The sequence below is a fragment of the Marinobacter changyiensis genome, from assembly GCF_009193265.1.
Taxonomy (GTDB): Bacteria; Pseudomonadota; Gammaproteobacteria; order Pseudomonadales; family Oleiphilaceae; genus Marinobacter; species Marinobacter changyiensis.
The window spans coordinates 360870-374081 of record NZ_VZZZ01000006.1; the positions used below are offsets into that span (position 1 = coordinate 360870).

General features: G+C 57.4%; 11 protein-coding genes. 3 read left to right on the forward strand and 8 right to left on the reverse strand.

What is annotated here, in order from left to right; genetic code table 11:
* Positions 1-62: 62 nt before the first annotated feature.
* Entirely contained in the window at positions 63-2051 is a 1989-nt protein-coding gene (locus F6Y09_RS17445; RefSeq protein ID WP_152208211.1) for a TRAP transporter permease, read from the reverse strand.
* Positions 2052-2144: 93 nt separating this feature from the next.
* On the reverse strand, positions 2145-3305 hold the full coding sequence (locus F6Y09_RS17450) for a TAXI family TRAP transporter solute-binding subunit (protein WP_152208212.1): 1161 nt from the start codon (positions 3303-3305) through the stop codon (positions 2145-2147).
* A gap of 405 nt (positions 3306-3710) precedes the next feature.
* On the opposite strand from F6Y09_RS17450, the gene F6Y09_RS17455 reads away from it, so the two are divergent.
* From F6Y09_RS17455 to F6Y09_RS17465, 3 genes are all read left to right on the forward strand, one after another.
* On the forward strand, positions 3711-4907 hold the full coding sequence (locus F6Y09_RS17455) for an acyl-CoA dehydrogenase family protein (RefSeq protein ID WP_152208213.1): 1197 nt from the start codon (positions 3711-3713) through the stop codon (positions 4905-4907).
* A gap of 10 nt (positions 4908-4917) precedes the next feature.
* Complete coding sequence (locus tag F6Y09_RS17460) at positions 4918-6060, forward strand: acyl-CoA dehydrogenase family protein (RefSeq protein WP_152208214.1); 1143 nt, start codon at positions 4918-4920, stop codon at positions 6058-6060.
* A 240-nt stretch (positions 6061-6300) separates the two neighbouring features.
* A complete protein-coding gene (locus F6Y09_RS17465) occupies positions 6301-6759 on the forward strand; it encodes a MaoC family dehydratase (protein ID WP_152208215.1) in 459 nt (152 codons plus the stop codon).
* Between the two features lie 14 nt (positions 6760-6773).
* Here F6Y09_RS17465 and F6Y09_RS17470 read toward each other — a convergent pair whose 3' ends face one another.
* From F6Y09_RS17470 to F6Y09_RS17495, 6 genes are all read right to left on the reverse strand, one after another.
* Positions 6774-7925, reverse strand: coding sequence for an ABC transporter substrate-binding protein (locus F6Y09_RS17470; RefSeq protein ID WP_152208216.1), 1152 nt, complete (start codon positions 7923-7925; stop codon positions 6774-6776).
* Between the two features lie 75 nt (positions 7926-8000).
* On the reverse strand, positions 8001-8708 hold the full coding sequence (locus F6Y09_RS17475; RefSeq protein WP_152208217.1) for an ABC transporter ATP-binding protein: 708 nt from the start codon (positions 8706-8708) through the stop codon (positions 8001-8003).
* On the reverse strand, positions 8695-9462 hold the full coding sequence (locus F6Y09_RS17480; protein WP_152208218.1) for an ABC transporter ATP-binding protein: 768 nt from the start codon (positions 9460-9462) through the stop codon (positions 8695-8697). Before F6Y09_RS17480 ends, F6Y09_RS17475 begins: the two co-directional genes overlap by 14 nt.
* On the reverse strand, positions 9455-10483 hold the full coding sequence (locus tag F6Y09_RS17485) for a branched-chain amino acid ABC transporter permease (protein ID WP_152208219.1): 1029 nt from the start codon (positions 10481-10483) through the stop codon (positions 9455-9457). Before F6Y09_RS17485 ends, F6Y09_RS17480 begins: the two co-directional genes overlap by 8 nt.
* Before the next feature lie 2 nt (positions 10484-10485).
* Positions 10486-11349 (reverse strand): branched-chain amino acid ABC transporter permease, encoded by an 864-nt coding sequence (locus tag F6Y09_RS17490; RefSeq protein ID WP_152208220.1) that lies wholly within the window; start codon positions 11347-11349, stop codon positions 10486-10488.
* A 160-nt stretch (positions 11350-11509) separates the two neighbouring features.
* Positions 11510-13171, reverse strand: coding sequence for a long-chain fatty acid--CoA ligase (locus tag F6Y09_RS17495; protein ID WP_152208221.1), 1662 nt, complete (start codon positions 13169-13171; stop codon positions 11510-11512).
* Positions 13172-13212: the final 41 nt, after the last annotated feature.

The window sequence follows — 13212 nt, forward strand, 5'->3', positions numbered from 1 at the left end:
ACAGAAAAGGCAGGGCCTCGCGGCCCTGCCTTTTTTATGTCTGCTCAATGTAACGGCTGCGTTTACATCGCAGCCTGTTTCTCACTCCGGTTAGACCACCACACCAGCGCCAGGGCTGGCACAATCAGCACCGCGCTGATCATCGTCAACTCCAGATTGGTGAGGGGCACCGGCCCACCGCCGGGAATCGCCAACAGCATACCGCCAGCAATCAGTGCCAGGCGTATCGGCCACTGGAGCACCCGGTAAAGCGACATGTTACCAATGCCCAGCAGGTAACCCTGCATGCCACCGGCAATCAACGCAACACCCACAATGGCCTGGGACAACACCACCAGAATTTCATCCCAGGAACCCTGGAGGATCAGCGCCGGGTTCAATACGAACAGGAACGGAATGAAGTAAATCACGCTGCCCAGCTTCATGGCCTGAAAGCCGGTCTCCATTGCTCTCGCTCCCGCCACTGAAGCGGCGGCAAAGGCCCCCAATGCCACCGGCGGCGTGATGAAACTCAGCATACCCCAGTACAGAATGAACAGGTGGACCGCCAGCGGATCCATACCGCCACCGTTGATCAATGCCGGCGCCAGAGCCACCGCCAGGAAGATATAGGCCGCGGTGACGGTCATACCGATACCCAGTATGAAACTGGTCGCCGCCCCCATAAACAGCAGCACCAGAGTGTTGCCACCGGCCAGGAAAATCAGGTCGTTGGCAATGGTGCCTGACATGCCGGTAACCGACAGTGCCCCCACCAGCAAACCGACGCCCGCCAGTATCGCAATGAGCTCAGCGAACAGCTTGCCGGCGCTGGAAAAGAAGTCTTTCACTTCCTTCCAGCCCCAGCGCTGGTAAGGCAACACCTGGTTGATCACCAGCAGCAAGGCGGTGGCATAGAATGGCGCAATCGCCTCCCGCCGCAGGAAGAACAGCAGCCAGATCAGCAGTACGAAGACGAAAATGAAGTACCAGCCTTCTTTCAGGGTCTGGCGCAGGGACGGCAACTCATCCGCCGGCAAGCCTTCAAGTTCGTGGCGGGCAGCATAAGCATCAATCTGGATAAACAGACCCATGAAGTACAGGAATGACGGAACCACCGCCGCCAGCGCAATGGTACCGTAAGGAATATTCAGAAAGCTGGCCATGATAAATGCCGTCGCACCCATGACCGGCGGCATCAGCACGCCACCGGTTGATGCACAGGCTTCAACACCGGCGGCATAGGACCGTCCGAAGCCCACCCGGCGCATGGCGGGGATAGACAACACACCGGTGGTAAGCACGTTGGTGATCACGCTGCCGCTCATGGACCCCATCAGGCCGCTGGAAAACACTGCGACCTTGGCCGGGCCACCCCGGACATGGCCCAACAGGGCAAACGCCAGATTGATAAAGAACTTGCCGCCACCGGTCTGCTGCAAGGCCACACCGAACAACAAAAAGCCGATAACCAGGTTGGCAAAGGCCTGCAACGGAATGCCCATGACACTTTCACGACTCATGGCGTGATAGATCGCAGTCTGGGCAGGTGACGATGGAAACCCTTGAATCGGCCCCGGCATCACATCCGCAAAGATCGGATACAGGCTCGCAAACCCCACAATGATACCGATCGGCCAACCTCCGGCCCGCCGCGCTGCCTCAAGGATCACGCCCCACAACAGGAAGCTCATCACGATGGCATAATCCGGCGCGTCGTACTCCCAGCCACTGTCCAGAATCTGTTCCGCGTTAAACACGAAGAAGCCGCACACCGAAACAGCGAACAGAAACAGCAGTATGTCGTACCAGGGCACAGTGGAGCGGGAAGCCTTGGCAAAAGCCGGCCAAAGCACGAAAACCAGTGGCAGCATCAGCGCTACCACAGTATAGAAGAACTGGCTTTCCACCGCTGTGACAACGGTGAACAGGCCAAGGTTAAACAGGTAATCGATCGCCAGCAGTGTCAGTGCCAGGGTCGCCACCCGGGGCACCCAGAGCCAGAATCCATCCAACTGGCGGATACCGGATATTTCACCCGGATTAACGGGTTGTTCCTGAGGCAAGCTCATGTGGTCAGAGGCTCCGATGCGTTAATAGGTAAAAAAAAACGCCGGAGTACCACTGCCTGCTCGGCAACGAACCCCGGCGCAATGGCTCAGGTCTTAACGGAAAACCGGCTTCATGCCTTCTGCTTCCAGTGCTTTGGCCCGGGCCTCCATCCAGCCGCTACGGAATGCGTCCGCGTCTTCTGGCGGATTGGAGTCCATGAAGCTTTTCCAGGTGGTTTGCAGAAGCTCCTGGCGCTTGACCAGCTGATCCTGGTGCGCCTGCATGTCGTCGGTCCAGTGTCCGATTTCCTTGTAATACTCAACGACCGCATCGTGATAAGGAATTACCCACTGCATGTTCTGATTCTCAAGCGAGTAACCAGCGTTACCGGGCGCCGCGTCCTTATACTTGTCATGGTCCTCGATCAGCACGCGGATCAGACTGCTGGCGGTTTTGTCGTCCAGGCTCTTATTACCGACCAGAATCGGGTACGGATAGCTGGCGCCGATCCAGGGGCTGTCCTTGCCATAATTCTCGCCGGCGACAGCCGTGGCTGCGTGGGGCTGAAAATACGGCGCTACGGTCTTGAGGCGCTCCCAGCCTTCTTTATCATCGGGGTCCAGTTCCGGCCATACGATGCCCCTTGGGCTTGCGGCCAGCTGCTGCGCTGGCGGCGCCACGCTCATGGTAAACGCAGCATCGGCCTGGTTCGCCACAATGCCTTCAAACGAGCGGCCATAACCCGGGAATTCCACCCGTTCAACGTCATCCCAGGTCAGGCCTCCAAAAGCCAGGAAGGCTTCGGTGCCGATATTCAGGGCATCATCACCACGAATGTAAGCAACCCGCTTGCCTTTCAGGTCTGCCGGCGTTTTTACGTTGATATCACCGGCGACCGCAACACCCAGGCCAAAACTGGCAGTGGATGTGCTGATCAGACGAATGGGCTGCGGGCCCCAATCGGGATCTGCGAACAGCAATACACCTTCCGAGCCGTAGTAGCTGGCAATACCGCAGGCGCAGAGTGGCACTCGACCCATCCGCAACGGGGTCATGCGGGAAACATCGTTTTCACCTGGCAGAATACGTACCGAGGTGCCATATTCATTTTGTAACAGATTGCCGATAGACACCATCTGGGTGTAGCCCGCTGATCCGGTCCCATACGCCGTCATGGCAAGGGTACTGGGCAGTTCGACATTCTCGGCACTGTGGGCGAATAGTGGTGCAACACTTAATACACCGACGAGCAGACTTTTGTTAATTTTATGCATCGTACTTGGTCCTGTGTGGATATCCGGTCACGAAACCTGTCACCGTTAGCGGCATGCAGGATAACGGCCGGATCAAAACGTTTGATCAAAGCAGAATCAGTATAGTCAACCTGTGGCGTTGTCTCCTAAAAACTTGCTCTTTTGGAGAAACAACCAGACTTCCGTTTCGCACTGCGGTACCGAAGTATTTTATAGTTCCGCGATGCAATACTCATTTTTGTCTTGCGAATATAAACAATGTCCGATCCCACAACAAGCCTACAAAACTAAATTCTGCCAAATGGCGTATAGGTAACTGGTTTTCTCGAATTGCAGGGAATTGACAGCAAAGGTCGGATCATTCATTCTTACCCTATTCTGCTATGCGGTATATGTTTTCGCTAGAACGAACCGAGAGGTTATCAAATGAACTTAAACTACACGCCGGAAGAACTCGCTTTCCGGGACGAGGTCCGGGCTTTTCTGGATCAGAAACTGCCGGCTGACATCGCCGCCAAGGTGAAGGGTTTCCGACACTTATCCAAGGAAGACCACCTGCGCTGGCAGGGCATCCTGAATACCCAGGGCTGGTATGCCACCCATTGGCCGAAAGAATACGGCGGCGTTGAATGGAGCCCGGTACAAAAGCATATATGGGATGAAGAGTCCTGCCGTTACGGTGTACCCCGCTCCATTCCTTTCGGAGTGAACATGGTGGCGCCGGTAATCATCAAGTTCGGCAATGAAGAGCAAAAGCAACACTACCTGCCCCGCATTCTCACCGGCGAAGACTGGTGGTGTCAGGGCTACTCCGAGCCCGGCGCCGGTTCCGATCTGGCTTCGGTGAATACTCGCGCAGTGCGCGAGGGCGACCACTATATTGTCAACGGTCAGAAAACCTGGACCACTCTGGGCCAGCACGCCAACATGATTTTCTGTCTGGTAAGGACCAATACCGAAGTCAAGAAGCAGGAGGGCATTTCCTTTCTGTTGATCGATATGGACGCACCGGGTATTACCGTGCGCCCGATTATTACCCTGGACGGCGAACACGAAGTTAACGAAGTATTCTTCGAGAACGTCAAGGTGCCAGTGGAAAACCTGGTCGGTGAGCAGGACAAAGGCTGGACTTACGCCAAATACCTGCTGACCTACGAGCGCACCGGCCTGGCCGGTATCGGCTTGTCCAAGGCAGCCCTTGCCCACCTGAAACGACTTGCCAGCCGACGCCTTAAAAATGGCAAACCGTTGTTGGAAGACCCGACCTTCAGCCAGCGTATCGCCAAGGTCGATATTGACCTGATGGCTGCCAGCATCAGCAACCTGCGCATCATTGCCGCAGTGGAGGGTGGCGGTATGCCCGGTGCCGAGAGCTCAATGCTTAAAGTACGGGGTACCGAGATCCGGCAATCGATTAACGACCTCGCCCGCCGGGCTATAGGCCCCTATGCGCTGCCGTTTGTAGAGGAAGAGCTGGACCTGGATTACGACGGTGAATTCCTCTCCGATCCGGACGCCGCCCCCATGACGCCCCAGTACTTCAACAACCGCAAGCTGTCGATCTTCGGCGGGTCTAACGAGATCCAGAAGAACATCGTCAGCAAAATGATTCTCGGGCTTTAAGGAGGCGACCATGGATTTCAATTTAACGGAAGAGCAGCAAATGCTGCAGGACACCGTGGCTCGTCTGGTGCGCGGTGAATACAGTTTTGAAAAACGCCTGGAGTACAGTAAAACAGACCTGGGCTACAGCGCCGAATTCTGGCAGCAACTCAGTGAGCTGGGCCTGACAGCGGTGCCTTTTGCCGAAGAACTGGGCGGTTTTGACGGCACCGGCGTGGAACTGCAATCGGTCATGACCGAGCTTGGCCGCGGTCTGTGCCTGGAGCCTTACCTGCAATCGGTGATCCTCGGTGGCGGCCTGATCTCCCAGGCCGGCAACAGCAGCCAACAAGAAAAGTGGCTGCCGGGCGTTGCCAGCGGCGAACTGAAAGTGGCGGTTGGCCTGCAGGAGCCCCAAAGCTTCTACAACCTCAGTGACGTGCAGACCCGCGCCGAGAAATCCGGGGACGGCTACACCCTGAACGGTCGCAAAGCGGTCGTCATCGGCGGCCACTGTGCCGACCTGCTGATCGTTTCCGCCCGCACCAGTGGCGATGACCGGGACACCAGTGGCCTGAGCCTGTTTGCCATAGACCCGGCCACCGCCGGTATCGAACGCCGCACGTATCCGACCAACGACGGTTTCAAAGGCTGTGACATCACGCTTGAGAACGTCAAGGTGCCCGCCGACACCCTGCTGGGCGAAGAAGGTCAAGCTGGCGAAGTTATCGAATACCAGGCCGGTCGTGCGGTAGCCGCCCTGTGTGCAGAAGCCATTGGCGTGATGGAAGAAGCCATTGCCATGACCCTGGACTATCTCAAGGCGCGCAAACAGTTCGGCGTGCCTATCGGACAGTTCCAGGTATTGCAGCATCGGATGGTGGACATGGCCTCGGACCTTGAACAGGTCCGTTCCATGGCGATCCTGGCAGCGAGCGTTGCTGACAGTGAGCAGAGCGACGAACGCCGGCGCATTCTGGCCGCCGCCAAAAACGTCACCGGCCGGGCCGGGCAGTTCATTGCTGAAAGTGGCATCCAGATGCACGGCGGCATCGGTATGACCTGGGAATACAGCTTCGCTCACTACGCCAAGCGCCTGATCATGATCAACCACCAGCTGGGTGACGATGATCATCATCTGGAGCAGTTTGCGTCTATGCTGCAAGCAGGCTAAACCTCAAGCCCGAGCGTGAGCGAGTGGGTAGGGCTCTTCAAAACCGTGCGGAGCCATGGATGGCGGAGCCCGAGCGTACATGGATGTATTTACAGCGTGTTTTGAAAAGCCCTACCCGCTCGCTCTCGTACTCCGTATGCGAGAGGTCAGATGCCAATCCTAATTGGCAGAAATTCAGGGTAGCCTTGAACGGCTGCCCTTTTTTATGGCCCGGAATTAAAACGTTACCAGGAGAATTCCATGCTCAAGATTGCCCTCGATGACCTGTCCGCCCATATCGGCGAACTCATTGGCCATAGCGAATGGACCCACGTCAGTCAGGAAATGATTCAGGCATTCGCTGATGCCACCGGCGATCACCAGTGGATTCATCTGGACGTGGAGCGGGCAGCCGCCGAGTCGCCGTGGAAGAGCACTGTGGCCCACGGCTTCCTGACGGCATCCCTGATCCCCCGGCTGAACGCCACGGTAATTGATGTGACCGGAAAGGCTGCCAGCATCAACTACGGTTTCAACAAGTTGCGTTTTCCTGCCGCCGTCAGGTCCGGCTCAGATATCCGCAGCCGGGTGGAACTGCAGGACGTCAGCGCCGTGGACTCGCAGCGCGTACTCGCGAGCTACCTCACCACCATTGAGATCAAAGGCGAGGACAAACCCGCCTGCGTGGCGGAATGCCTGGTAATGTACATTCGGGCGTGAATTCCGCCCGGGCGTTACTTTTTGATGTCTTTCTGCACGATCTTGCCATCTTCCACCACCGCCAGGGTGGTCTCGGTGACAAAGCCGCCGCTGGCGGTGATTTCCTTCACAGCCATCGGGTTCTTGGCGCTGTCCATATCACGGATGGCGTCACTGATAGCCCCGCGGATGGCTTTCGGTTCCAGTGAATCGGCCTGTTCCATAGCGGCCACCAGGGCATGCAAGGCGAGGTAGTTGTAGGCGGCTTCAGAACCGGGTGTCTTGTCGTAGGCTGCTTCGTAGCGCTCGATAAAGTTGCGGGCGGAGTCGGTATCGTAAACGGATAGTGGCACCACACCGATCGCTCCTTCCATCATTTCAAAGCCGCCAGCAACCTCTGCCACCTCATCCAGTTTGGCCTGATCCATCAGCATGAAACCGCCCTGAAAGCCCAGCTGACGAGCCTGTCGCACCACCAGCCCGGTAGGTTCGGAGGCGCCGCCGACAAACATCACCTCAGGATTGGAGGCGATGATGCGACTGACGCCCGTGTAGAAATCGGCCGACTTGTTGTAGTCCATGGGGTTGCTCACCACGATCTCACCGCCTTTGCCGGTCCATTCTTTCTCCATCATGTCGGCCCAGATTTTGGCGTACTCGTGGGTAGCGCCCCCCATTCCGAGTGTGGTGCCCACGTGTTCCTGGGCGTAAGCCGTGAAGGCGCGCACATAGCCGTCAAAGGTGGGCGGAATCCGCAGGGTCAGCTCGTTACCCTGCTCGGTGACCGCGGGCACGCTGGTGTAGGCCATGACGAGGAAATCATCTTTCTCGTTGAAATCCTGCAGCGCGAATACACCGCCGGAATGAGGCACGAACACCGCCGCCACGCCGGACTGCTGCTTCAGACGCTTGGCGTTGGTGGCGGCCTGGGCCGGGGAGTAGCGATCATCCAGTGCCACAATGTTGACAGTGTGTTGCTCGCCGCCCACTGCAAACCCGCCAGCGTCATTAATCTCGTCTGCGGCCATGCGCAAACCGGACAGCGTATTTTCTCCGTAAAGCGCGGCGCCGCCGCTCAGCGGACCGGTGAAGCCAATATTCACTTCATCCGCAACGGCAGTTGCGTATAACCCCAGCCCCAAAGTGGTGACTGCAATGGCACGGCCCAGTTTTTTTATCATGGTCATAATGTTTTCCCAGATCCTTTACATGTTATAAATCGGTTTGCGACTTGCGGTGTGCCTGTTGGTCCCGGCTTGGGGTCAGGCACCGATGTAGGCTTTGCGCACCTCTTCATTACCCAGCATGGTTTCCCGGTCCCCTTCCATCACCAGTTGCCCGTTTTCCATTACGTAGGCGCGGTGGGCGATTTTCAGCGCCGCAAAAGCATTCTGTTCCGCCAGCAGCACGGTCGTGCCAAGGCGGTTAATCTGGCTGATGGTTGCAAACATCTGTCGTACCACCAGCGGCGCCAGGCCCAGCGAAGGCTCGTCCAGCATCAGCAGGCGCGGCCGGCCCATCATGGCCCGCCCGATCGCCACCATTTGCTGTTGTCCGCCCGACAGGGAGCCGGCCGGCTGGTCTTTCTTCTCCTCAAGGATGGGGAACAATTCGTACATTTCCTGCAGGTGCCGGCGGTTGCCCTGCTTGTCACGCCGGTGCACATAGGCGCCCAGCATCAGGTTCTGCGCCACACTCATCTGTGGAAACAACTTGCGACCCTCGGCACATTGCACAACGCCAGCGGCGACCACTGCGCTGGGTTTGAGACCATCCAGGCGCCGACCTTCAAATTCACACTCGCCAGCCGTTGGCCGAACCAGGCCGCTGATCATGTTGAACAGTGAGGTTTTGCCGGCACCGTTGGCCCCGAGCAGCACCACCAGCTCGCCGGAATTGACGGTCATCGAGATATTGTTAAGGGCTTTGAAGCTGCCATAGCTGACATCAATGTGTTTAAGCTGCAGCATCTTCATCACCCCCCAGGTAGGCCTCGATCACGGCCGCGTCATTGCTGACCTGCTCCGGTGTGCCTTCGGCAATTTTTTCGCCATGGTCGAGCACCATAATCTTGTCGGCTATGCCCATGATCATGCCCATCTTGTGTTCAATCAGACATACGGTCAGGCCGTGGTTGATCATCTTGCGCATCAGGTCTGCCAGGCCTTCGGTTTCTTCCGGATTGACCCCGGCGGCGGGCTCATCGAGTAACAGAATTTTCGGGTCCGTAGCCAACGCAAGAGCAAAAGCCACGCGCTTGCGTTCCTCCTGGGTGATGTCGGCAATAAAGCGGTTTTCTACGTGGGACAGGCCAACGAAATCAAGTGCCTCCCGAGCTTTTTCCCGACAGGCCCGTTCTTCCGCTTGCAGCCGCCTGGAATTGACCAGTACGTCCCACAGGCCGGAGCGGGTGCGCAAGCGGTGGCCAACAATCAGGTTATCCAGCACCGTCGCCTGTTCAAACAGATTGGTGGTCTGAAAGGTGCGGCCAACGCCCAGCCGTGCAATCTGGTCACAGGGAAGGTTGGTGACATCTTTGCCATCCAACAAAATGGTACCGGAGGTGGGCTTATGAGCCCCGGCGATGAGATTGAAAAACGTACTCTTGCCCGCCCCGTTGGGACCGATGATGGCGTTGACCTTGTTGGCCTCAAACTCCACCGACACATTACTGACAGCCGCCAGGCCACCGAACATCTTGGTCAGGTTGTCGACTTTAAGCATTGTTCTCGGCCTCCTTGGTGGGGGTGACCTTGCTGTCTTTCCGTTTACCCTCAGGCACAAGGGCCTGGGATTTACGGTGAATCCAGGTCAGGAATGAGCCGACGATACCCCGGGGGAAGAAAATCACCAGCACCACCAGCAGCGGTCCGAAGATGATCATCCGGTACTCTTCCAGGAACTGCAGCGACTGGGTGATCCAGACCAGACCCAGAGTCCCCAGCAACGGCCCTGAAAGCGTACCGATACCGCCCACAAGCAGGTAGGTGATCATGTCAAAGGTGTGGTTGATGTTGGCTTCTTCCGGGCCGATGAAGCGCACCATACCGGCATAGAGCGCACCGGCCAGACCGGCGTAGGTGGTCGAAAGCACAAACGCCAGTACTTTGTTTCGCATCAGGTTGATACCCAGGGACTCGGCCAGTTCATCGCCGTTTCGGATGGCAATAAACGTACGGCCGAGCAAGGATTTCGACAGCCGACTGATGAACCACATGGCCAGCACCAGGAACCCCAGCACCAGATAATAGAACGGGGTGGTGTCGGTGAAATCCACCAGGCCGAAGCCGTAGGGCGCGGCGATATCCCGCACGCCGATGGCACCGTGGGTGAGCTCTTCCCACTTGTCCAGTAGCAGGTAAATGATGAACCCGACACAGAGAGTAAAAATGGCGAAGTAATGCTCCTTGAGACGCAGGGACACCACGCCCACCAGGAAGCCGAGCACCGCTGTCATCACCAGGGCACCCACGAATGCCGGCCAGAAACTCCAGCCGTAATCCGCCGTAAGCAGCCCGAGGGTGTAGGCACCAATGGCAAAAAAGCCGCCGTGGGCCAGGTTCAACTGACCACAGTAACCGGTAATGATGTTAAGACCGTAGACCGCAATGGCCCAGATAAACGCGGTTGCCATCACATAGACCTGGTACTCGTTCGCGGCGAGAAACGGGAATACCAGGGCAAAGGCAAGCATGGCCATCTTGGCGCCGGGTTTCATCAACAACGCAGCAATTTTTAACAGCATGGTCAGTGCGCCCCCTTCGCAAACAGCCCCTGGGGACGGATGGACAGAATAACCACCAGCAAGCCGAAGGCGATAATGTCTTTATAGGCGGTAGAAATGTAGAAACCCCCGAAGGCTTCGGCAAAGCCGATGATCATGCCCCCCACGATGGCGCCGGGGATGCTGCCCATGCCACCGAGGATGATGATCACGAAGGCTTTCATGATCACCAGGTGGCCCATGGCCGGGTAGACCAGATTGATCGGGGCGTAAAGCGTGGCGGCGATGGCGGCCAGGGCGCCGGAAATACCAAAGGTCATCATCGCCACGCGGTTGGCATCAATACCCACCAGAAAGGCGCCCTCCCGGTTCTGGGCCATGGCGATGATGGTGGCACCGGTCATGGTTTTGCGCAGGAAAATCTGCAAACCCGCCACCAGCGTGAGCGCCCCGATGATGATCAGCAGCCGCTGCTCGGGGATGATCAGCCCGTCGAAATTCAGGATGCCGGTAAACGGCGACGACATGCGGCGAAAATCCGCTCCCCAGAACATCTGCACCACGGCTTCCAGAAACAGCAGGATACCGATGGCGGCGATCTTGTCGTGAATGGGGGGCGAATGCCGGAGCGGGTGGAATACCAGGCGCTCGCAGATGATGGCCAGCACAGCGACAATCGCCGCGGAGCCTGCCATGGCAAACCAGTAGTGGACACCCACGTCCACCATCAGGAAGTACGACATGAAGGCGCCCACCATGTAGAGCGCACCATGGGCGAAGTTAGGAATATGCAGGATGCCGTAAACCAGCGTTAACCCCAGGGCAACCAGGCCGTAAATGCTGCCCAGGGTCAGGCCGTTCATGATTTGCTGTAAGAAAAGGTTCAAACCAGTCTCCCGTAAAATTGTTGTTGTCGGGGCTCGGAACTACTGTTTCAGTTTTGCTGACTCCAGAGCGTACAGGAGCGATCAGAGCAAAGAGTACAGGGTGGATCGGAACAATCATATGACAAAACCCAGTTCCGCTCTGCGGACCCAAAGATCCTTGTTAGCCCTCTGACTTCCACTCCTGATCCTGCAACGCTTTCCACATCAACTTGCCGGTCGGGGACTTCGGTAGTTCGGTGACAAACTGGATAATTTCAGGAACCTTGTAGGCTGCCATTTCCTCTTTACACCAGGCCACAATGTCGGCAGTGGTGATGTCCTGGGCATCGTCCCTTAGCACGATACAGGCCTTTACCGTTTCCCCCCGCTTGGGGTGCGGTGATGAAATAATGCAACACTCGTGAATGGCCGGGTGGCGGTACATCAGGCTCTCTACCTCGGAGGGCCAGACTTTGAAACCGGAGGCATTGATCATCCGCTTGACCCGATCCACCATGAAGAAGTAGCCCTCTTCATCGTAATAGGCCAGATCACCGGTACGGAAGAAGCGCTCGCCATCCAGAGTTATGAACGCAGCCTCGGTTTCCGCCGGCCGGTTCCAGTAACCGACTGTTATTTGCGGGCCCCGACTGACGATTTCGCCCACTTCGCCGACTGCTTTTTCCTCCAGGGTTTCCAGGTCCACGATACGGGAATCCACATCAAACACCGGAATACCCAGACACTGGGGCTTGGGACGGTTTGGCGGGTTAATGTGGGTGGCTGCCATGGTTTCAGACAGGCCATAGCCCTCAATGTAATCCAGACCGGTCATGTCCTTCAGCTTGCGGGCAATGGATGCCGGCATCGCAGCCCCGCCACCACCGATGGTGTTCAGGCTGCTGAGGTCGTACTGGTCGATGTCCGGGTTGGAGAGAAAGTCCACCGCCATGGTGACGATGTTGGTCCAGGCAGTGATTTTGTAGCGCTCGATCAGCCGGGCCGCGGTGGTGCGGTTCCAGCGCGTCATGATAACGCTGGTGGAGCCGCAGTAGATGGGGCTGTTCATCGAGCCCTGCATGCCGGTGACATGGAAAAATGGCAAGGTGGCAAGCTGCACCGAATCGGCCGTGCTGGTATTCCAGAATGACCGGTGAACGGCCGTTGCCATGACGCCCCGGTGGGTGTGCATGCAGCCTTTCGGAGCACCGGTGGTGCCGGAGCTGTAGGGGATCACCGCCAGATCATCCGGGCCCGCCGTGTGCTCCGATGGCTGGCCACCAGAGTTCAGAGCGTCTTCCCAGGCGATGAAACCGGAAATTCCCGATGGCTCCGCCGGGGCAGTCACCTCCGGTGGTAAATCCAGGTCTGTAGGCGCTTTCACATAGGTGCCGTAAGTCGCCACCACCACCTGCTCGAGATTGGACGGCCCAATCAGCGGGGCGATAAATCGGGTCAGCTCTTGCCCGGCCAGACACACCCGGGCTCCGGTATCGGCGACATAGTGTTCCAGCTCGGCGGTGCGGTTCATCGGGTTAACCGGAATCACCACGGCGTCCGCCCGCAGGATGGCGTAGTAAGCCACCACGTACTGGGGCGAGTTCTGCATGTACAACATCACCCGGTCACCTTTGTGGACTCCCTGCGCTTGCAGGTAACCCGCCAGGGCCTCAACCTCACTCAACAACTCCCGGTAACTGATCTTGCTGTCGTAATAGATGATGGCGGTATGATCAGGATACCGCAGGGCAGAGATCGCTAGGTTGGTAAACACACTGGTCTGAGGCAATGTCATGGTCTTTGGCAGCTCTTTCGGCCAGACCCCGTAATGTCGTGTGAACATGCTTGTTATTCTCCCGATAGCACTTTTCTGAACAGCACTGT